The organism is Williamsia sp. Y853, from assembly GCF_056786495.1.
Map to the genome: position 1 here is coordinate 1,128,009 of NZ_JBXCJC010000001.1, position 21,386 is coordinate 1,149,394.

Annotated in this window: 17 protein-coding genes; 10 read left to right on the forward strand and 7 right to left on the reverse strand. The window is 65.5% G+C overall.

The genetic code is table 11. The annotated features are described in order from the left end of the window. Positions 1–55: 55 nt before the first annotated feature. Complete coding sequence (pgfA, locus tag AC1TPF_RS05495) at positions 56–1,420, reverse strand: cell envelope lipid trafficking protein PgfA (RefSeq protein ID WP_482143000.1); 1,365 nt, start codon at positions 1,418–1,420, stop codon at positions 56–58. 124 nt (positions 1,421–1,544) lie between these two features. Here pgfA and AC1TPF_RS05500 point away from each other — a divergent pair, with 124 nt between their 5' ends. After that, entirely contained in the window at positions 1,545–2,795 is a 1,251-nt protein-coding gene (locus AC1TPF_RS05500; protein WP_482136127.1) for an acyltransferase family protein, read from the forward strand. On the opposite strand, the gene AC1TPF_RS05505 is transcribed toward AC1TPF_RS05500, so the two are convergent. From AC1TPF_RS05505 to AC1TPF_RS05515, 3 genes are read right to left on the reverse strand one after another with little or no spacing between them, the layout of a single operon-like run. Then, entirely contained in the window at positions 2,703–6,887 is a 4,185-nt protein-coding gene (locus AC1TPF_RS05505; protein WP_482143002.1) for an alpha-(1->3)-arabinofuranosyltransferase domain-containing protein, read from the reverse strand. The genes AC1TPF_RS05500 and AC1TPF_RS05505 overlap by 93 nt on opposite strands. A 29-nt stretch (positions 6,888–6,916) precedes the next feature. Then, complete coding sequence (locus AC1TPF_RS05510; protein WP_482136125.1) at positions 6,917–7,117, reverse strand: DUF2613 domain-containing protein; 201 nt, start codon at positions 7,115–7,117, stop codon at positions 6,917–6,919. Continuing rightward, complete coding sequence (locus AC1TPF_RS05515) at positions 7,114–7,689, reverse strand: universal stress protein (RefSeq protein ID WP_482136124.1); 576 nt, start codon at positions 7,687–7,689, stop codon at positions 7,114–7,116. The genes AC1TPF_RS05510 and AC1TPF_RS05515 overlap by 4 nt, the downstream gene beginning before the upstream one ends. Positions 7,690–7,778: 89 nt before the next feature. Between AC1TPF_RS05515 and AC1TPF_RS05520 the strand changes: the two genes are divergently transcribed. Both AC1TPF_RS05520 and AC1TPF_RS05525 read left to right on the forward strand, forming a co-directional pair. Continuing rightward, positions 7,779–8,972, forward strand: a complete 1,194-nt coding sequence (locus tag AC1TPF_RS05520; RefSeq protein WP_482136123.1) for a glycoside hydrolase family 3 N-terminal domain-containing protein — start codon at positions 7,779–7,781, stop codon at positions 8,970–8,972. An 80-nt stretch (positions 8,973–9,052) separates the two neighbouring features. Next, positions 9,053–9,649 (forward strand): TetR/AcrR family transcriptional regulator, encoded by a 597-nt coding sequence (locus AC1TPF_RS05525; RefSeq protein WP_482136122.1) that lies wholly within the window; start codon positions 9,053–9,055, stop codon positions 9,647–9,649. Positions 9,650–9,730: 81 nt separating this feature from the next. On the opposite strand, the gene AC1TPF_RS05530 is transcribed toward AC1TPF_RS05525, so the two are convergent. Continuing rightward, the gene (locus AC1TPF_RS05530) at positions 9,731–10,606 is read right to left on the reverse strand and encodes a MaoC/PaaZ C-terminal domain-containing protein (protein WP_482143004.1); all 876 of its coding nucleotides are present in this window, start codon (positions 10,604–10,606) and stop codon (positions 9,731–9,733) included. A 1-nt stretch (position 10,607) separates the two neighbouring features. Continuing rightward, complete coding sequence (locus AC1TPF_RS05535) at positions 10,608–11,978, reverse strand: 3-oxoacyl-ACP reductase (protein WP_482136120.1); 1,371 nt, start codon at positions 11,976–11,978, stop codon at positions 10,608–10,610. Between the two features lie 189 nt (positions 11,979–12,167). Between AC1TPF_RS05535 and AC1TPF_RS05540 the strand changes: the two genes are divergently transcribed. Then, positions 12,168–13,493 (forward strand): acetyl-CoA C-acetyltransferase, encoded by a 1,326-nt coding sequence (locus tag AC1TPF_RS05540; RefSeq protein WP_482137275.1) that lies wholly within the window; start codon positions 12,168–12,170, stop codon positions 13,491–13,493. A 165-nt stretch (positions 13,494–13,658) separates the two neighbouring features. Here the strand turns inward: AC1TPF_RS05540 and AC1TPF_RS05545 are convergent, their stop codons facing one another. Beyond that, positions 13,659–14,462, reverse strand: coding sequence for an S-methyl-5'-thioadenosine phosphorylase (locus tag AC1TPF_RS05545; RefSeq protein WP_482136119.1), 804 nt, complete (start codon positions 14,460–14,462; stop codon positions 13,659–13,661). A 67-nt stretch (positions 14,463–14,529) separates the two neighbouring features. Here AC1TPF_RS05545 and AC1TPF_RS05550 point away from each other — a divergent pair, with 67 nt between their 5' ends. The 6 genes from AC1TPF_RS05550 (at position 14,530) to panD (ending at position 21,343) form a co-directional block, all read left to right on the forward strand. Continuing rightward, positions 14,530–15,408, forward strand: a complete 879-nt coding sequence (locus tag AC1TPF_RS05550; protein WP_482143006.1) for a siderophore-interacting protein — start codon at positions 14,530–14,532, stop codon at positions 15,406–15,408. Between the two features lie 183 nt (positions 15,409–15,591). Continuing rightward, positions 15,592–17,370: an ABC transporter ATP-binding protein gene (locus tag AC1TPF_RS05555; RefSeq protein WP_482143007.1), complete on the forward strand. Its 1,779-nt coding sequence runs from the start codon at positions 15,592–15,594 to the stop codon at positions 17,368–17,370. Then, complete coding sequence (locus AC1TPF_RS05560) at positions 17,367–19,160, forward strand: ABC transporter ATP-binding protein (protein ID WP_482143009.1); 1,794 nt, start codon at positions 17,367–17,369, stop codon at positions 19,158–19,160. Before AC1TPF_RS05555 ends, AC1TPF_RS05560 begins: the two co-directional genes overlap by 4 nt. Before the next feature lie 239 nt (positions 19,161–19,399). Next, on the forward strand, positions 19,400–20,692 hold the full coding sequence (locus AC1TPF_RS05565) for a lysine N(6)-hydroxylase/L-ornithine N(5)-oxygenase family protein (protein ID WP_482137274.1): 1,293 nt from the start codon (positions 19,400–19,402) through the stop codon (positions 20,690–20,692). Beyond that, positions 20,682–20,936, forward strand: coding sequence for an MbtH family protein (locus tag AC1TPF_RS05570; protein ID WP_482143010.1), 255 nt, complete (start codon positions 20,682–20,684; stop codon positions 20,934–20,936). Before AC1TPF_RS05565 ends, AC1TPF_RS05570 begins: the two co-directional genes overlap by 11 nt. Then, entirely contained in the window at positions 20,936–21,343 is a 408-nt protein-coding gene (gene panD, locus AC1TPF_RS05575) for an aspartate 1-decarboxylase (protein WP_482136114.1), read from the forward strand. Before AC1TPF_RS05570 ends, panD begins: the two co-directional genes overlap by 1 nt. Positions 21,344–21,386 lie beyond the last annotated feature (43 nt).

A 21,386-nucleotide genomic window follows, 5' to 3' on the forward strand; every position in this document is an offset into this window, starting at 1 on the left:
CAGTCATTTCCAGCAGTTGCAACAGCTGGAGATGACTGGACCGTGTGGTTTTGTCTCAGGAGCGGCCGGGCGGTGACCAGTCGGTGAACCCGTCACCGTCGTCGCGCACGATCGGGATCTGCCGGGTCTGATCCGGATCGTAGGGCTGCTGCTCGTACGGCTGCTCGTACTGCTGCTCCGGGTACGTGGATCCCCGGTGCGCGGAATCCTCGGGGCGCGGCTGATAGGGCTGCTCGCCTGAATCGGTGGGCCCGTCCGCGGCAACGGCCGGCTTCTGGCCACCGCCGGAACGGAACAGGAGCCAGACGCCCAGCGCGAGCAGGACAGCGCCGACGATGCCGAAGACGATCGGGATCCAGCGACCCCACAGCGTGATCGGATCACTCAGACTCTTTGCGTCCGAAGCCAATTCCTCTTGGGTGTCCTGGTCGTACGAGAACACGACGTCCAGCGCGGTGAGGCGGTAGTCGAGCATCTCCTTCGGCGAATCCTCGCTCACGTTCAGCTTGAAGTCCTGCCGAATGTGTTGCTGCTCATTGAGAATCGTGCCGCTGGCGGGATCGACGTAGAGGTCGCGGGTACTGGACTGCATCAACGAGGCCGGCAACTTGTCATTGTTGCGGTAGCCGGGGAATCCGCCGTACCAACCCGACGTCTGATCGAGGGACGTGCCGGGCAGCTGCTGGTCATTGGCGTCGACCAACGTGCTCAGGTCGACTTCCGGAACCTCCTGGGTGAAGTGATAGGCCTTCACGCCGTGGATCTCGGTCTTGTCGTCGACGTACGTCAGCGGGTTGGTGGTCCGGGTTGTCAGGTCGAAGTACTGATACTTGTCGCTCTTCTCGACACCGAACGGGAAGCGGTACTGCAGGCCGGTGCGATCGGGGAGGCTGACGCTGTTGTCGCTGGCGTCGACCTTGACCTCGGATTGTCCGCCACCGGAGATTGCCGGTTCCGCAGTTTCCCGGTTGGTGGTGACGAGGTCGCGCGTCGCGGTCAGCAGCGAGGACATGCAACCGTCCGCAGCACCCGTCGCCGACGGGGTGATCGTCTCGTCACCGCTGGTGTACGAATCGATCCTGGTCGACTTTCCTGCCTGGAACGTGGCGATGTTGCTGTCGGCCGGATCGACCACGATCACACGCTGCTGCTGCGTGAGACGGGCGTCCGAGACCTCCGCGCGGGCCTCATCGACCGAACAGCTGTTGAAGATCTTCGCCGGCTGGGAGTCGCTTCCGGACACCGTGGCCTGCGGCTGGCTTGTCGCGACGCTGGTGATGTCGAGGTCCATCGGGGTCTTCTTGAGCGTGTCGACATAATAGAGCGGCAGCGCGATAGCGGCCACCAGCAACAATGCTCCAAAGAAGATCGCGACCGGACCAGCGAGATCCTTTGCTGACATCCGTGGCTGAGGTGCCATCCGGCGGTTCTCCTTCAGATCTGAGCGGCAACGCTTACGGCACAGCGAGACTAACAGTCGCGGCACTCACCTTCAGTGCCGTGAAGCCGCGGTCGCCCGGTACGCCGGGTACTTTGGGCTCATCATGAGCTCTCAGCGGCCGGTCGCCGGTTTCAACCGAGCACTCGAAGGCATGCGTGCGGTCGCCGCCGTCGGTGTCATCGTCACGCACGTCGCTTTCCAGACCGGCTCGGTGGATGGAAGCGTGTTGGGAGCGGTCTGGGGCCGGTTCGATATGGCGGTGGCCCTGTTCTTCGCGCTCTCCGGCTATCTCCTGTGGCGTCCGCATGCCGAAGCCGCCAGGGACCCGCGCCGGAAGGTGCCCTCGACCTGGCGATATCTGCGGCACCGGGTGGTCCGGATCTGGCCCGCGTACGTGGTGGTCGTGGTGGTGGTCCTGTGCCTGCTGCCCGATGCACGGCCGGCGAGCTTCACCGTCTGGATCGCCAACCTGACACTGACCCAGGTCTACGTGCCGTTGACGCTGACCGCAGGCCTCACCCAGATGTGGAGCCTGTCGGTGGAGGTCAGCTTCTATCTGGCATTGCCGTTGATCGCCTGGTTGATGGTGCGTCTGCGCGGGAGCTCGGCGCGGTGGCGGATCCCGGTGCTCGTGAGTACCGGAGTGATCAGCCTGGGCTGGGCCTGGGTCGCCGATGCGCTGCCACTGGCGGCCGGAGTGGAGGCCAAGAACTGGCTGCCCGGACACCTGCCGTGGTTCGTATGTGGTCTGGTTCTGGCCGAATTGGGAACAACGAGTGCGGGCGGGATTCGCGGGCGCCTCGTGCGTCTGGGTGGTCGGCAGTGGCTGATGGCCGGTGTGGCCACGGTGGCCTTCGCGCTCTCGTGCACAGAACTCGCCGGACCGACCGGATTGGCCCCGCTCGAGCCGTGGCAGTTCGCGGTCAAGATGGTGTTGGGTGTGATCATCGGGTTCGCGTTGATCGCCCCGCTGACGTTGAATCCCGCCCGGAGCCACCGATTCCTGGACTCGGCGCCGATGCAGGCGCTGGGCCGATGGTCGTACTCCATCTTCATCTGGCATCTGGTGGTGCTTGCCTGGGTCTTTCCCCTGGGCGGGATCGTTCCGTTTTCCGGGTCGATGTTCGTGGTGTTCACGTTGACCGTGCTGTTGACCATCGGGGTGGCGGCGGCCAGCTACGCCTGGATCGAGGAACCGACCCGGCAGTGGTTGCGCGACAGTGAGGCTCGGTCGGCGCAGGCAGAATCCCGGCGCAAGGCGCTATCGGCGGAGCCGGGACGTCAGGCGGATCAGCCATCGCGGCACGTCGATCGCGAGCCACGCGACCAATACGACCGCCAGCAGAGCCGGTAGCTGAACCCACCAGTCCCAGCCGGTGTAGCCAAGCGACGACCGCCACGGGCCCGAAGCCAGACCAAAGGTCGCCAGCAGCATCATGATCGCGACAAGGGCCGCACCGGAATTCCGTCGTCGGGGACGGCGCACACGTAGTGCCGAAGCGGTCACACCGGCGGTGACAACGGCGCAGACGCCCAGCCCGATCGGCCCGGTCAGCAGGTAGACGGCACCGGCCAGCAGCAACGGAGCCGCGACGCCGGCCCGGATGGGCTGCGCCGCAGCTGGAATGAGCGCTGGCGAAACCGACGCGGGGGTGCGACGGGTCGGCAGCAACGTGGCGATGAAGAGCAGCGCGACGAGCGCCAGGCCGATCCCGATGGACCACCGATATGGCTGGTCGAGCGGGAACGTCAGCGAGATGGCGCCCGCGTACCCGGCCGGGATGATCCAGCCCTGCTGCCAGCCGTTGACGGTCAGCGGCTTCAGAGTGGTGTCGCCGGCGCGGGCCTCCCAGCCGGGGTTCGCGCTCTCGGGAACAATCAGAACCCGCTCGTCGGATGCGGCGGCCACCTCGACCCGACGATCGGTCGCGTCCCAGCGGGTGACGGTGGTGGGCTCGGGGACGGCGCGCGGGATCTGCGCGGCCGTTGCGGTCAGCGTCACCGCCGAGACCGAGAACGCGTCGCCGGGGTTGACCGCGAGCTCCTGTTCACCGGCCGGGAGTGCGAGGGCCGTCGAACCGCAGAGTGTGGCCGGGATCGGCGCGCCGGACCGCAGTGCTGCCGCGGTGGTCTTCAGTGAGAAACGGGCGGCGGTCCCGGCGATGGTGAGTCCGGGGCCGTCGAAGCAATCGATCTCGATCGGCCGGTCCGGGTCTGTCTGGGGTATGTCGGTGCCGAGGACCTCGACCTCCGCGATACCGGTCGGGGCCAGGTCGGCAAATCCGAGGCTGTTCGCGTCAAGGATCTCCTGCTTTTCCAGGATCACAATCGTGATCGCGGAGGTCTCATGGGGATCGAGCCGGATGACGCCGTCGTCGCCGACCTCCCGAACCTGTCGCCCGTTACCGAGGTCGACGCCGACCAGCAGCGGATCGGCGGGGAATTGCCGGGGTGGCACGGTGATCTTCAGCCCGTCGACGACCTGCGGTGTCGGCAGTTGCAGGCGGAGTGTGGGACGGGCGTCGCCGCCCTCTCCGGCGCGGGCGATCCAGCTGGTACCCGGGTCTGCGTCGACGGCGGCCGGCGGCCCGCCGCGTGGGTCGACGATGGCCGATTCGCCGGTCGCGGTGACCTCGGTCGGATCGGAGAGCAAGGCGGTCAACGCTTCTGACGGACGGGCGGTGACCGTCACCGACGGTTCGACCGACACCGGGGACGGGACCGACAGCACCCGGCCGAAGGTGCCCGGCTCCTCGGTGGGCAGGCTCAGCGAATCCGAGCAGAGTGTCACGTCGCCGTCAGGGACGCAGGCCGCGCGGCCGGGCAGTTCGGGACCGAGGTCCCACTGTGAGACCTGTTGTCCGGCAACCAGTTCAGGAAGGACGATGCGGTGGCGGATCGGGAGGACCCGGTCGGCCGCAGCATCCCGCAACTCGACCTCGGAGATCACGAATTGATTTCCGGCAGTGTGGTTCTCGGTGTCGACGGCCCGGATCTGTACCCATCGGGTCGGTCCGCTCGGCGGCACGACTCTGGTCACGGTTCCGGGTGAGACCCCGGAGGCGACGGTGCTGCCTGCTTCTGTGGTGATCAACAGTGTGGAGACGCCTGGACCCAGGGCTGTGCCCAGGGTGATGTCGAGGGCGAGTCGCTCGCGGGGCTCGGTGAAGTCGAGTTGTAGCCACTGTCCTACCGCGGAGTCCAGGCCGCGGCTGACCCAGCTGGTGTTCGGATTCTGATCGAAGGCGGCGGCAGGTGAGCTGCCAGGGGAGCTCTGCCCCAGTTGTGTTGCATCGGAGGCTGATCCGGATGCGCTGACCGAAATCTGATCGGATTGGCCGTCGAGCAGCCAGTCACCTTGCACCAGGGGCTGGCCGTCGACCGGATAGTCGGCCACGTCGTTCTGTGTCAGTCGGGGATCGTCGGGGGTGCGGATGCCGGAGCTGTGGTCGTCGACCCGGCCGAAGTCGACTTCCCGGTTGGTTGGGGTGTCGGTGACGACCATCGGGACCTCGGGCAGGCCGGCCTCCTGCGCATCCGACTGCAGGACAATCGGGCCCAGAGGTGGCTCGTCGGCGATTGCCGCGTTGTTCTGTAGCTGGGCAAGGGATTCGGGGCCGCCGGAGACACGCGGCATCGAGTCCAGTGGGACGGTTGCGGCTCGGGTACCCGGGAATGCGACGCTCGAGTCGACTTCGAAGATCTGGATTGCGGGCAGTTTTGGTCGCAGGCCGCTGTCGGAAACGATGTCGTCGTCGATGGTGGCGGCTCCGACCTCCGGGCCGAAAGTTGCCACCGGGATCATGCCGGGCGATCCGGCTATCGCGTGCTGCGCCAACACCGGGCGGGCCGAACGGGAGGAAGAGGGATCGAGGTCGGCACGCACGACCACGTACGAGATCCCTTGTTGCGCCAGGGTCGCGGCCAGACCGGGCATCGGCCTGCCCGCGGCGATCGCCCGCTGCACCGAATCCATCGCCCGGATGGCGCCCGGTGGGGTCAGTGGGATGGCGTCGCGGACGGCCCAGGGCTCATCGGCGAGCACCTGCAGCGGCTCGTCGCGGGTCAACCCCCAGGTCTGGTTGGCAAACGGGGAACCGGGAACCACCAGGGCCCGACGGCTTTCGTCCGCGCCGTGGTCGTCGAGCCAGTCGGCCGTGTCTTTCCAATACGACGGGATGGCGCTGTAGCTGCCCGGCGCGGCGAGCGATCGGGTCCAGACCATCGAACCGGCGGCGAGCAGGGCCACCAGCACCACCACTGCGGCCGCGACCGGCTTCGATCGCTCGGGGTGCGCGAACGCCGCCCGCATGCCACGCCATCCGACGGTCGCAGGGGTCGGAACCCGGGCCAACAGGTGTGCGATGCCCAGGGCCAACGGGATCCTGATCAGCGGTTCCCATTTGTGGACGTTGCGCAGGGGGGCGCCGGCGCCGTCCAGGAAGCTGCGAACCGATTCACCGATGGGCGATCCGAGTTGCCCCGGGTAGCCGAGGCAGATCAGCAGCAGGCCGATGAGCAGGATGACGGTCAGCCGTCCGCGGGCAGGCATTGCCCGCATCGCAAGTCCGGTGAGTCCGGCGGCGGCCAGAACACCCGTCGCGACGACTGCGGCGGGCTGTGAGACGAGCCCGGCTCCGGCGACCCGCTCCGGAGAGACGAATGGGGTCCAGGCGCTGGTGCCGCGGAGAACCTCGGTCAGTGACACCCATTCGGTTGTCACACGGGATGATTCGATGAAGTCCAGGAACGGGGGGCTGACCCGCGACAGGATGAGAAGCGGCACGACCCACCACAGGCAGGCCATCGCACTGCCGAGTAGCCACCACAGTCCGAAACGCCACCAGCGCGCGGCGTTTTTGCGCAACGGTGTGTGCAACAGCCACCAGATGATGGCCACCGACGCCGCGGCCAGGGTCGCCACCGCGTTGACCGCGCCCATCAGGGCGAGGGCGCAGGCGGATTCGAAGGCAAGGCGGCGTGGGGTTTTCGTCGGAACCGCATGATTGAGTGCCATCACCACCGGGGCGAGGACCCAGGGTGCCAGCATCATCGGCAGTGTCTCGGAAGAGATCGAGCCGATGGTTGTCAGGACTCGGGGGCTCGTCACGAAGACGACGGCCGCGAAGATCCGGGACCACCGCGAGCCGACCCCGAGCGCGTCCGCGAGGCGCACGAACCCCACGAAACCCGCCCAGAGCAGCAGTGCCCACCACAGACGTTGGGTGATCCACGCCGGCAGCGACAGCAGATCGCCGAGAGCGAAAAACGCGCCGTGGGGAAAGAAGTAGCCGTAGGCCTGGTTCTGTACCTGCCCGAGAGGTGCGATCGACGACCACAGATGCGCCGCCCGACCGAGGAATCCGAGTGGATCTCCGGTCAGGTCGAGCTTGGTGTCAGCCGATATTAAGCCGGGGGACTGGAGGAACGACGCGAACAGCGCCACGAGAGCTGCGTACAGCAGTCCTCGTTTGGTCAGTTTGTGACTCCGGCGTTGTCGCGGGTGCCGTAGTCGACAGTTCCCTCGACAAAGCCGTTTTCTGCGTTGAAGCTGTTCACATCAGTGGCCGGCGAATCTTCGGACGACAGCACGCCGCCAAGGAAGACAGCGGCAATGGCAAATACAACGCCCAGAACTCCGGCGACAGCGCCCGCAATCAGGCGGTTGTTCATCATGTGTGCGAAGTTACCATCCTGGCCTTCGACCTACGTAGTGCCCGTGCATCTTCGTTCCGCCGATCGCATCCGGCCGGGACCACCAGCACTGGACGATGGCAGTGCTTGAGGACGTGCTCGGACACGCTGCTGTGCAGCAGTGCGCGCAGTCCGGAGGCGCCGCTGGTGCCGGTGACGAGAATGTCGACCTCGAGTGTGTCGGCGGCGTCGACGAGTGCGGCCCACACGGTCGAGTCGACCTCGGCGAGGCGGCCCTGCGCCTGCAGGCCGGCGGCGATGGCGCGCTCGACGCCCTGGGTGTTCCGGTCGCGGGCCTCGTCGTGCAGTGCGTCCTCGATGCCCTGATCGACCACGGAATGCAGCACGGGCTGCATTCCGCCCGAGAGTGCCGATAGCCGTGCGCTCTGGTGTACGCCCGACTCCCATGCGGTCACCACGAACGCCATGTGTGACTGCAGGAATCTGCCTGCATAGTCGATCGCCCGATTTGAGTTCTCGCTGCCGTCGTAGGCGATCATGATCGTGTCTTGTCCGGTATGTCCCGGTTTGACGTTGGTTTGCTGCCCGGACATGGTTGCCTCCTGTGCAAGGTCCTCCGCTGTCGAGGATACCGGTTGAATGTAACGGACATCACACTGCGATACCGTGCAAGACTCGGTTTATGTATGTCGAACACCGCCCCCGCCGTGCCTTGGCCGCCCTGACGATCACCGTCGGGTTGATGGTGGCCGCCTGTAGCGGGTCGGACGACAAACCCGAGGAGCTCCTGAGCTCGGATTCCGGGACGTCGGCGAGCTCGGTCGCGCCCCCGGCGACGTCGGGAACGCCGATGGTGACCCCGGCCGTCTGTGGGGCGTCCGAGCTGGAGTCCATGCCGCTGCGTCGCAAGCTGGCCCAGCTGCTGATGGTCGGTGTCACCGGTACCGACGATGCCCTGAACGTGGTCACCACCGAACAGGTCGGTGGGGTGTTCATCGGTAGTTGGACCGACTTGTCGATTCTGTCCAGTGGTGGCGTCGGCGCGATGCAGCAGGCCGCGGACTTCCCGGTGATGGTTTCGGTGGATCAGGAAGGTGGCCGGGTCTCGAGGCTGTCGTCGCTGGGCATCGATTTCCCCTCCGCCCGCGAAATGGCGCAGACGATGACCCCGGCCCAGGTTCAGGAGCTGGCGACATCCCAGGGACAGGCGATGAGTGAACTGGGCATCACGGTCGACTACGCCCCGGTGGTCGATGTCAGTGCGCAGTCTGCCAACGAGGTGATCGGTGACCGCTCATTCAGCGATGATCCGGAGACGGTGACCATCTACGCCGAGGCGTTCGCACAGGGTCTGAAAGACGCGGGCATCATGCCGGTGTTCAAGCACTTCCCCGGTCACGGCAGCGGTTCGGGCGACTCACACACCGGCACCGTGGCCACGCCGCCGCTCGCGGAGCTCCAGACCAGCGATCTGGTGCCGTACCGCACCCTGGTCACGGATCCGGGGGCTGGCGTGATGATGGGACACCTCATCGTCCCGGGACTGACCGGACCGGACACCCCGGCCAGCATCAGTCAGCCTGCGATCTCGCTGCTGCGTGACGGCACCGGTTACGGCGCACCGCCTTTCGAGGGGCCGATCTTCACCGACGACCTGTCGGGGATGGCGGCGATCTCGGCGAAATACGGCATCGAGAAGGCGGCCACGTTGGCGTTGTCGGCAGGCGCGGACATCGCCCTGTGGCTCTCGACGAACGACGTCCCGGCAGTCCTGGACGCATTGACCGAGGCGGTGGGCAGTGGAGAGCTGTCGGCCGATCAGGTGGATGACTCGGTGGTCCGGGTGTTGCGGGCCAAGGGTGTTCTCGACTGTTGAGACGGCCGTGCGCCTGACCGCGAGAGAACTTACCGACTGGTAAGGTGGTCGGGATCAGAAGGTCTAAGGAAGTTGGTGTCGTGGCCGGAGGAACCAAACGCTTGCCGCGCGCCGTCCGCGAGCAGCAGATGCTCGACGCCGCGGTGCACGTCTTCGCTGCGAACGGCTTCCGCGAGACGTCGATGGATGCGATCGCCGCCGAGGCGGACATCAGCAAACCCATGCTCTACCTCTATTACGGCTCCAAAGATGAACTCTTCGGCGCCTGCATCAACCGTGAGGGTGCCCGGTTCATCGAGGCGATGACCGCCGGCTTCGATCCGAATCTCAAGCAGCACGATCAGGCCCGCACGGTCATCTACGACTTTTTGCACTACGTCCACAACAACAGGGAGTCGTGGCGGGTGCTCTATCGCCTGGCCACCGGACAGGCCAAGTTCGCCGGTCTCGTCGCCGCCAGCCGGGCCCGGCTGATCGAGATGGTCGCCGACCTTCTCCGCCGCGGCACCACCGTCCCGCATCCCAGTGACACCGATTTCGAACTCATGGCCGTGGCGCTCGTCGGTGCCGGTGAGGCCGTGGCCGACCGGATCTCCGAAGGCGACATCGACCTCGACTCGGCCGCCGACCTCATGGTCTCGATGGGTTGGCGCGGCCTCGCCGGAGACCGCCCCTAACCCCCGATGATGTGCCCTTTTGGCGAACAAAACGCCTGGTCGGCGCCGCCAAAAGGCCACATCATCGGGGGTTGGGGGTAGTCAGCGGAGGGTTGCGGTGAGGTGCGGGTAGCCCTTTTTCGGGTTCAGGACAGAAATGTCGAAGCCGCTCTCTGCCCGTTCGGTGTAGACGTTCACCTTCGCAGGCAGGATCAGGGGCTTGCCGAACTTCACGTTGTAGGTGACCCGGTCGGCGAGTTGGCCCTCGGTGTTCGCCACCACCCGCGCGGCCGTCCACATCCCGTGGGCGATGGCCCGCGGGAATCCGAAGGCCTTGGCGCTCAGGTTGCCGGTGTGAATCGGGTTCCGGTCGCCACTGGCCGCGGCGTATTTGCGGATCTGTCCCAGATCGGCCACCAGGGTGGCATCCGGCGGCGGTGGCCGGTGCTCGGCCGGTGCCGGCGGACGCGGACCGTCGGACAGGCTCGTGTGCTGCTGGCTCAGGAACGTCGCCGTCTGTCGGGTGACCACTTCGTTGCCGACCGAGAACTCGGAGATGACGTCGACGAGCATGCCCTTGCGATGCTCACGCAGGTTCTCCGCGTGGGTCTCGATGGTCAGTGGCTCACGGACGTTGATCGGGCGGAACCGCTCGATGTTGTTCTCCATGTGCACCGACCCGATTGCGGTCAACGGAAAGTCCTTGGCCACAAGGAGTTTCATCACGAGCGGGAACTGCAGCACGAACGGGAACGTCAGCGGCAGGGTGTCGCCGTATTGCTGACCGGTGCACGCGCAGTAGTCGCGCAGCTGGTCGAGGTCGACCTTCACGTCCGGCAACCGCAGTGTGGTGTCGGGCAGGACGGCATCAGCGGACACCCGGCCGGACTTGCCGACCACTGGGAGCATGGCGGTCACGGCCCGGCGATAGATGTCGCCGGTGGATGGAAACTCGTGCAGGGTAACGGTATTCGGCATCTCAGGCCCCCAGCATGCTCTGACCACAGACGCGCACCACGTTGCCGGTGACAGCGCTCGACGCGGGGTTGGCGAAGTAGGCCACCGTCTCGGCGACGTCGACGGTCTGCCCGCCCTGCTGCAGCGAGCTGATCCGGCGTCCCACCTCGCGGGTGGCCAGCGGGATCGCGGCGGTCATCGCGGTCTCGATGAATCCGGGGGCCACGGCGTTGATGGTGATCTTCTTGTCGGCCAGGATCGGCGCATAGGCGTCCACCAGGCCGATGACACCGGCCTTGGAGGTGCCGTAGTTGGTCTGCCCGCGGTTGCCCGCGATACCGGCGATCGACGACACGTCGATGACCGAGCCGCCTTCGCGCAGTGCGCCTGCCTCGAGGAGGTCGTCGACAAGCTTTTGTGGCGCAATGAGGTTGACGCCGATGACCGAGCTCCAGCGGGCGTCATCCATGTTGGCGAGCAACTTGTCGCGGGTGATGCCTGCGTTGTTGACGATGATGTCGAGGCCGCCGTGACGCGCCAGCACATGCTCGGCGATCCGCTTGCCCGCATCGTCGGCGGTGACATCGAGCGGCAGCGACGTGCCGCCGACCTTGTTGGCGGTGTGCGAGAGGGCGTCGCCTGCGGCCGGGATGTCGGCGGCGATGACGTGGGCGCCGTCGCGGGCGAGGACCTCGGCGATCGTGGCGCCGATACCGCGGGCGGCACCGGTCACGAGCGCGACCTTGCCCTGCAACGGCTTGTCCCAGCTGGCCGGGGCGACGGCATCCTTCTCATCGACGCGGATGACCTGGGCATCGACGAACGCGGACTTGGCGGAGAGCAGGAAGCGCAGTGTCGACTCGAGCCCGGACAGTCCGGTCGTGGCATCGGGCGAGACGTAGACGAGCTGAGCGGTCGAGCCCTTGCGCAGTTCTTTGCCAAGGGAACGGGTGAAGCCTTCCAGGGCGCGCTGGGCGATGTGCTCGTCGGGTGTCTTCGCCAGTTCGGGGGTGGTGCCGATGACGACGAACCGGGCGCAGCTGCCACTGGCGCGCATCGCCGGACCGAAGAACTCGTAGAGCTGCGACAGCTCGGACGACTTGGTGATCCCGGTGGCGTCGAGGACCACGGCGCCGAGTTTGTCGGCGCCCCGGCCTGCGGTGTTATTCGTGATCAGCTCATAGCCGCTGTCCGGGTCGCCGAGGATCTCGCGCAGCGGCTCGATCAGCCTGCCGTTGCCGCCGAGCAGGACCGGACCGGTGAGTGCGGGTTCGCCTGCACGGTATCGACGCAGATGGGGCGGTTGCGGCAAGCCGATCTTTCCGGCAAGGAATGATCCCGGGCCGGAGTTCACAAACGTCGAATACAGGTCGGTGGTTCCGTTGGAAGGCACGTGCACTCCTTGGGTTCTCAATCGGGGTTTCAGACGGCATCGGTGTTGTTTGCGCCACCCGTTGGGGGGTAACCCCCGGGGCGGAGTCGACAACGAACTTACTCGGGAGTAAGAATACGCCATAAGAGCCATCCACAACTTGGGAGATCCGCAGTGGCAACGAACAACGGTGCAACGAACAACGGGCCGATCAACGGCTCCGCAGATACCAGTGGTGCCGGCGCCACATCACGGAAGACCCGCAGCGTGCGGCCGGTGGCTATCGTCGGCGGCAATCGGATCCCGTTTGCCCGTCAGGACGGCGCCTACGCCAAGGCGAGCAACCAGGACATGTTCACCGCCACGCTGAACGGGCTGGTCAGCCGCTTCAACCTGCAGGGTCAGCGACTGGGCATGGTCGCGGGCGGAGCCGTGCTCAAGCACTCCCGCGACTTCAATCTGATCCGCGAGTCGGTGCTGGGATCGGCACTGTCGCCGTACACGCCGGCGTTTGACCTGCAGCAGGCCTGCGGAACCGGACTGCAGGCGATCTCGGCGGTTGCCGACGGCATCGCCACCGGCAAGTTCGACGCCGGTATCGGCGGCGGCGTCGACACCACCTCGGACGCCCCGATCGGTGTCTCCGAGGGCATGCGCCAGGCGATGCTGGCCGTGAACCGGGCCCGCAGCACGGGCGCACGGCTCAAGGCGATCGCCAAGCTCCCGACCTCCCTCGGTATCGAGATCCCGCGCAACGGAGAACCCCGCACCGGGATGTCGATGGGCGACCACGCGGCCATCACCGCCAAGGAATTCGGCATCAAGCGCGAAGATCAGGACGAACTCGCCGCGGCCAGCCATCAGAAGATGGCCGCCGCCTACGACCGCGGGTTCTTCGACGACCTGATCACGCCGTTCCAGGGTCTGACCCGCGATCAGAACCTGCGTCCGGGCAGCACCGTGGAGAAGCTGGCGACACTCAAGCCGGTGTTCGGGGTCTCCCTCGGTGACGCAACCATGACGGCGGGCAACTCCACACCTTTGACCGACGGCGCCTCGGTGGTGCTGCTGAGCACCGACGAGTGGGCCGCGGAGCAGAAGCTGCCGGTGCTGGCCCACCTGGTCGACGTCGAGACCGCTGCGGTCGACTACGTCAACGGCCCCGACGGTCTGCTGATGGCCCCGACCTACGCGATCCCGCGGCTGCTCGAGCGCAATGGCCTGACCTTGCAGGACTTCGACTTCTACGAGATCCACGAGGCGTTCGCGTCGGTGGTGCTGTGCACGCTGGCCGCGTTCGAATCCGAGGAGTACTGCAAGGAACGCCTTGGACTGGACGGCGCGCTCGGCAGCATCGACCGGTCGAAGCTGAACGTCAACGGCTCGTCGCTGGCCGCCGGTCACCCATTTGCCGCCACCGGCGGACGGATCGTGGCCCAGGCTGCCAAGCAGATCAGCGAGAACGGTGGCGGCCGTGCGCTCATCTCGATCTGCGCCGCGGGCGGACAGGGCGTCACGGCCATCATCGAGGCCTGAACCACCGCCGTCAGAGGCCACCAAACGGGTCTTTAAGAATTGCTCGACGACTGTGTAACGCCGCACAGAACCCCGGCGATGAACCTGATGACTCCGGTTGAGCTACATGACCCCCGACCCTGTAGCTCAACCGGCGTCGCATTCTCCCGAGCGATCCGCGCGGGGTCAGGAGATCGGGTTCATCACGGACGCGATCTCGTGTTCGCCTTGCGCACAACGGCATTCCGGTTGACGGGCGGCCTCACCGATCGCGGCGGTCAGCACGTCCCGCATCAGGCTCAGCCCCTCCTGGAAGACGGCGAACACCTGTGAGGCCATCACCCCTTCGCCTTCGACCAGTCCCGCGTCGGTGTCGGTGACCAGGGCGACCGAGGCGTAACACATGTGTAGTTCACGGGCCAGCACCGCTTCGGGCTGACCGGTCATGTTGATCAGGGTGAATCCCTGGCCTGCGTACGCACGGCTCTCGGCGCGGGTCGAGAAGCGCGGCCCCTGGATCACGACCATCGTGCCGTCGAGAACGGCTTCGGGCGCTGCGGTGGCCACTGCCTGGCGCAGGGTCGGGCAGTAGGGGTCGGCGAATGCGACGTGGACGGCCGGTCCGTCGAAGAAGGTCTGCGCCCGTCCGGAAGTGCGGTCCACGAGTTGATCGGGGATCACCATGGTCCCGGGTTCCAGATCGGGGTTCAGCCCGCCCACCGCGCAGGGCGCAAGAATCCGGCGCACACCCACCGACCGCAGGGCCCACGCGTTGGCCCGATAAGGAACGGTGTGCGGTGCGTATTCGTGGGACAGGCCGTGCCTGGGAAGAAATGCCACCGGCACCCCGCCGACTTCACCGATGGTGATCGCGGCGCTCGGATCGCCGTACGGGGTGTCGACGGTGACCTGCCGCGCACCGGGTTCGAAGAACGAATAGAAGCCGGATCCGCCGATGATCCCGATGCGTGGCTGAGTATTTGCGTTCATGAATCCAAGCCTGCCTCAGATGTTTGGGTCTGTCGCATCCATCACTGCTTAGGCTAGCCTTCGTTGCATGGGCTATTCGCGCGCAACAGTGGTCGAGACCACGATCCTGAATCCTCGACTGCTCAGGATCCGGTTGGACGTTCCCAACCTCGCCGACATTGCACTACCCAAGCTCGCCGACGAGGTCGTCGGGATCTATTTCCCGGCAGACGGCCAGGATTCACCTCCCGACATGGAGTGCCGGGACGGCGTCTGGGGCCACTACGACGTCGATCCGATGCCCGAGGGACGCAACTACACGGTCCGCGGCATCGAGCCCGGCACCAACGTGATGACCGTTGATTTTGTTGTCCATGACCACGGCGTTGCCACGATGTGGGCGCAGCGTGCGCAGGTCGGCGACGAGGTGGCGATGGCCCATGGCCGCGGGTGGTACTGCCCCGAACCGACCACCGATTGGCAGCTGTTGGTGGCCGATCTGGCCGGGTTGCCCGCGTTGGCACGTATCGTCGAAGAATTGCCAGACGGCGCGCGAGCCACGGCAATCGTGGAAGTGGTCGATGAGAGCGATCTCGACTATCTGCCGTCGCGCGACGGCGTCGACGTCATCACGCTGATCGGCAGCGGCAATGGCAACGGTGAGAGCCGCCTGGACGTGGCCGTCGAAAAGTTCGAGCATCCCGAAGGCCGTGGCTACTGCTGGTTTGCCGCCGAGGCCAAGGCGTCGAGGGCGGTGCGCAAACATCTGCGCCGCCAGTTCGGCTGGCAGACCGAGCAGTGCGACATCATCGGGTACTGGCGTTTTGATGGCGAGAAGTGGGCGCGCAAGTTCTCCGAACAGGGCGCGCAAGCACTCGATTTCTACACCAAGGCGCTCGCCGAAGGGAAGAGCCCGAAGGTGGCCAACGAGATATACGACGATGCGCTCGAGCGAGTCGGGTTGTAACAAGGCACGTTCGCCCCGCGCCCCGGGACGATTGTGCGCCGCCGGGTGGTACTAGGGTGTCGCCTCGAGTGCAGATCGGCATCTCACGCGCGCGGACGACTCACCAGCGCAGATGTTCGATCTGCGAAACGACTGATCTGCGCGACGACCGATCTGCGCGACAACTATGGCCGGAGGCTTCGGGTGGATTCTGACAGGTATGACCCCGGTACCAGGTTGCCGGTGTTTCTCGTTCCACCCGCAGAACCGGTTCGTGGCAAAGAGATTCGCGTCGATGCGGACACGACACCGCGACAGTTTGCCCTCCGCACGATTTTCGGTGCGGGTAGGTACACGATCCCGGCCGCGGTCCTGATGGTCGGCCATTTTGTCGGTGAGGCGCTGGTGCCGGTGATCATGGGTATCGCCATCGATCGGGCAGTGGCCACCGGGGACGTCGGATCGCTGGTGATCTGGCTGATCGCATTGGCCGCCGACTTCGTCCTGTTGTCCTATACCTGGCGGTTCGGTGAGCGGCTCGCCGTCTATGGGCAGACGATGGTCGAGCACCAGTTCCGGATGCGCGTGACCGATCGCATCCTGAATCCGAAGGGGATGGCGGCCCCCGCCCGCCTGCCGGGTGTGTCACTCAACATCGCGACCTCCGACGTGAACCGGCTGTCGATGGCGGTCTTCATCGCGGTGTTCCCGATCGGCGAGATGGCCGCGGTGCTGGTGGCAGGCGGTGTGCTCCTGTTCATCTCGTGGCCGCTGGGTCTGGCGATCCTCGTCGGGACCCCGGTGCTGCTCTGGATTCTCGATCTCACCGGAGGCCCGCTGCGAGCGCGGACCGAGCAGGAACAAGAGGTGGCCGGGGAAGCGGCCGGGACCGCCACCGATCTGGTGGCAGGCCTGCGCATCGTGAAGGGTCTCGGCGCCGAAGCCGAGGCCGGACGCCGCTACCGCGCGGCCAGCTCGCGTGCCCGTGACGCCGCCATCCGTGCCGGACGCACCCAGGGTGCGTATACGGGTGTGATGCAGATGGTTTCGGCGTTGTTCGTGGTGGGTGTGTGCATCGCGGCGGGGCTGATGGCACTCGAGGGGAAGGTGAGTCTGGGTGAACTCATCACCGTGGTCGGGCTCACCCAGTTCATGATGGGGCCGCTGAACAACCTGGGCACCAATTTCGGCCGGGTCTGGAACAGCGCGGTTCCCTGCGCAAAACGGGTGCTGTCGGTGTTGCAGGCGGAACCGGCGACCAGGACCGGCGACGTCCGCGATGCTGCCGGGGCGCTGTCGTTCCACCACGTCACGATCGGTCCGGTCGAGGATCTCGACCTGACGCTGCCCACCGACGGTGTGGTCGTTGTTGTCTGTCCTCCCGAGGTCACCGAGGCCATCAGCGCGGTGCTGTCCAGGAAAGCTCATCCCGACTCCGGGCAGGTGACGGTCGGCGACGTCGATCTGTTCGATCTGCACGGCGACGTGAGCGGTGAACTGATCCGGACCGTGCCGCACACCCCGGACCTGTTCGAGGGCACGGTACTGGAGAACATCGGCGCCGCGGTGCCGGACGGGCCCGACCGCGATTCGCGGATCACGAGAGCGATCTTCGCGGCCGCCTGCGACGATGTCGCGGACGTACTGCCGAATGGTTTGGAGACCCCGGTCGGTGAGGCGGGCCGGATGTTGTCGGGTGGTCAACGTCAGCGGGTGAGCCTGGCCAGGGCCTTGGCCGCGGACTCGGCGATCCTGGTGCTCAACGATCCGACCACCGCGGTCGATTCGGTCACCGAGGCGACCGTTGTCTCCCGCCTGCATCAGGCGCGGGCCGGCCGGGCAACCGTGGTGTTCACCAATTCGCCTGCGTTGCTCGAGATTTCCGATCAGGTGGTGATCATCGAAGACGGGCGACTGCGCTACCAGGGCGCCTTGGCGGACGCCGAGTCGATGCTCGCCGGAGCGCTCGGGGGCGGTCGGTGAGTACCCCGATGCCGAACGCGAAACTCCTGGTCACCGATTTTTCGATGACGATGCGGTATCTGCGGGCGCAGTTACGCAGGCATACCGCGCAACTGTTACTTCTTGCGGTGGTCATGACCCTGGCCGCCGGACTGGGTCTGGTCACCCCGCGTTCTCTGGGCACGATCATCGACATCGTGAACGGCGACAGCGGTAATGGTGACGCCGCCGAGATCTGGCGGCTGGCCGCCATCATGGCGGCCTCCGCGGTCGGCGCCGCGATTTTCGCGGCTTTCGGAGTCGTGTTGTCGGCCAGGATCTTCGAATCGATCCTCGCCGATCTGCGCGAGGAGATGATCGCGGCGTCACTGACGTTGAAGCTGTCGCGGATCGAGGGCGCAGGCAGTGGTGACCTCGTGTCACGGGCAACGGCGGATGTCAGCACGGTGAGTGAGGCGATCAGCAAAGCCGTGCCCGCGGTACTGACCGCGGTCTTCACCATCGGTGTCACATTTGTCGGACTGGCCGCCCTCGACTGGCGATTCCTGATCGTGATCCTGTTGGTGATCCCGGTGTACGTCAACGGGATCCGGATGTATCTGCGGCACGCCCCTGCGCTCTATGCGGCGCAGCGCGAGGCCACCGCGGACCGGGCGCATCACGTGCTCGGTGCGATTCATGGGCTCGAGTCCGTGCACGCATTCCGGTTGTCGGCTTTGCTGAACCGGCGGATAGATCGGCACTCGTGGGAAGTGGTCCGTTGGTCGATCCGGGCGAGCGTGCTCTTCAGTCGCCTGGGTGTCCGGGTGAATACGGGCGAATTCGTCGGTATGACAACCATTTTGATCGTGGGATTCTTCCTGGTCGACGGGAACTCCCTGACCATCGGTGCCGTCACCGCGGCAATGTTGTTCTTCCTGCTGCTCTTCGATCCGATCGGCATGCTGCTGTTCGTTGTCGATGACCTGCAGTCCGGCGCGGCAGCGCTCGGCCGGATCGTCGGTGTGATCGAAGAATCGAAATCGGTCGAGGACCCCATCGTGCCTGGCCCACCGAAACCATCGGCACCGCTGCTCGAGCTGGAGGGCATCAGTCACGGCTATTCGGCCGAACACGAGGTGTTACACGACATCTCGCTGACCTTGGTCGACGGTGAACATGTCGCGGTTGTCGGGCCGTCCGGTGCCGGAAAGACCACATTGGCGACGATCGTGGCCGGTGTTCATCGGCCGACGGCAGGCCGGGTCCTGCTCGAAGGTGTGGACATCGCGTCGGTGCAGCCGTCGGAACTGTCCCGTTCGATCGCCCTTGTCACGCAGGAAGTCCATGTCTTCGCAGGCACACTGGCCGCCGACCTTCGGATGGCTGCACCCGAGGCCACCGACGAGGATCTGTCCGCGGCACTCGAACTCGTCGGCGCCGGTGGGTGGGTGCGCAACCTGCCCGACGGCATTGGGACGGAGGTGGGTTCGGAAGGACATCAGCTCACTCCGATGCAGTCGCAACAACTCGCGCTCGCGCGGCTCGTACTGCTCGATCCCAAGGTCGCGATACTCGACGAGGCGACCGCCGACGCCGGCAGTGTTGGTGCGGGGGTGCTCGAGGAGTCGGCGCAGGCGGCGCTGAAGGGACGGACCGCGTTGATCGTCGCGCACCGTCTGAGCCAGGCCGCCCGTGCCGACCGGATCGTGTTCATGGAGCGTGGCCGGATCGTGGAGGTGGGCACGCATGCAGATCTGGTGGCGCGAGGTGGTCGCTACTGCGAGCTCTGGAACGCCTGGTCGCGGGGACGTGGAGTGCCGGGTGAATAGTGGCGAACCAAGCTGGCCGGTATAAAGCCTAATTGAATTGAATTACCATTGGTAGCAATATCAGGCTAGGCTAACTTTGTAGTTTTAATGGCCGACACGGGCCCTGCAGATCGATCAGCAGGGGCCACAGGTAGGAGAGTGCTCATGGTCCACGACGTGTGCAACAGATGCACCGGTACCCGACGGGATCCTGCGAGACGGGAACAGACGTCGGCCGTTCGGGGATCGGTGGCCGATTCATGAAGGCCGACTTCGACGTCGTGGGCGTGGGTTTCGGTCCTTCGAATCTTGCCCTTGCGATTGCGCTCGAGGAGCACAATCGGAACCTTGATCCCGCCGACCAGATCACCTCGTGCTTCATCGAGAAGCAGAGCCGATTCGGATGGCACCGGGGGATGTTGTTGCCGGGGACCACGATGCAGATCTCGTTCCTCAAGGACCTGGTCACCCAGCGGGACGCCACGAGTCGCTATTCCTTCCTCAACTATCTGTCCCAGCGTAACCGGTTGACGCATTTCATCAACCAGCAGAGCTTCTTTCCCACCCGGATCGAGTTCCACGACTACCTCGAATGGGCGGCGGGGCAGGTGGATGTCCCGGTTCTGTACGGGGCCGAGGTGACGGGCGTGCGCCAGATCTCAGATGCGTTCGAGGTGTGCATGAGCGACCGCGCGCCGGTCACCGCGCGCAACGTGGTGGTCGCGGGCGGTCTGCGGGCCAAGCTCCCCGACGGCATCGCCTCGAGCGCTCGGGTATTCCACAATCATCGGCTCCTCGACCATCTGCGTGTCCTGCCGACGCCGACGCACCACCGGTTCGTGGTGGTCGGGGCCGGGCAGAGTTCGGCGGAAGTTGCTGCCTACCTCCATGATTCATATCCAGAGGCGGAAGTTCACGCCGTTTTCGGGAAGTACGGCTACACGCCGGCCGACGACAGCCCCTATGCCAATCGCATCTTCGATCCGGAGGCGGTGGTCGAGTTTCACAGTGCCTCGGCCGAACTCCGCCAGCAACTGCTCGACTATCACCGCGCCACCAACTACTCCGCGGTGGATCTACCGCTGATCGAAGAGCTCTACCGGCGGGAGTATGCCGAGCGGGTCTCCGATAGCCGGCGATTGTTTGTGCACGGGGCATCCGAGATCGCCGACGTGAGGGACTACGGGGATGGCGTCACCGTCCGGATCGGTCACCGGACGACCCGGGACCACACCGAAATCGATTGTGATGCGATAATATTCGCGACCGGATTCCAGCCGGTGGCCCTCGCGGAGCTACTCGGTCCGCTGGCGGGTGAATGTCAGATCGACGGGCAGGGCAGACCGCTCATCGATCGCGAATACCGCATCGTGACCAATGATGGGGTCGAAGGTGACATCTACCTTCAGGGCAATACCGAACACACGCACGGACTGACATCGACCCTGCTCTCGAATCTTGCTGTGCGATCAGGCGAATTGGTGAATTCACTGGCCGGGCGACCGCGTGTCGGTGATATGGACACGGAAGGGGTGCCCACTCTTGTCAACTAATCCTTTTGATGACGAAGACGGAAAGTTCTATGTGTTGGTGAACGACGAGGAGCAATACTCGTTGTGGCCGACCTTCGCGACGGTTCCGCAGGGCTGGACAATCGTGCACGGAAGCGACGCGGGGACGTCGAGGCAGTCATGTCTCGATCACGTGGAGCAGCAGTGGACCGACATGCGACCGAAGAGCCTTCGGGACGCCATGGACCTTGTGCCCGCGCAGGTTGCATCGAGTCAGGTGATCTGATGTTGCGCACTCTTGTGAACGGAAAGATCCACCGCGCCACCGTCACCCAGGCGGATCTGCATTACGTCGGATCTGTCACCATCGACGAGACCCTGTTGAAGGCGGCGGACCTCGTCGAGGGCGAGAAGGTCAGCATCGTCGACATCACCAACGGATCGCGGTTGGAGACCTATGTCATCACCGGCGCCGCGGGCAGTGGGGTCATCTGCATCAATGGTGCGGCGGCCCACCTGGTGGACCCGGGCGATCTGGTGATCATCATGTCCTTCGTCCAACTCGACGAGGCCGAGGTCCTGGTACACCAGATCAAGGTTGTCCATGTCGACGAGAGCAACTCGATTGTGGCGCTGGGAAATGATGTGGCGCAGCCGGTTCCGGGGGCAGTTGATCAGCGCTCGTCACGGTGACACAGTGGTACCCGCAGTAATATCCGTCCGACGTCGATGAGAC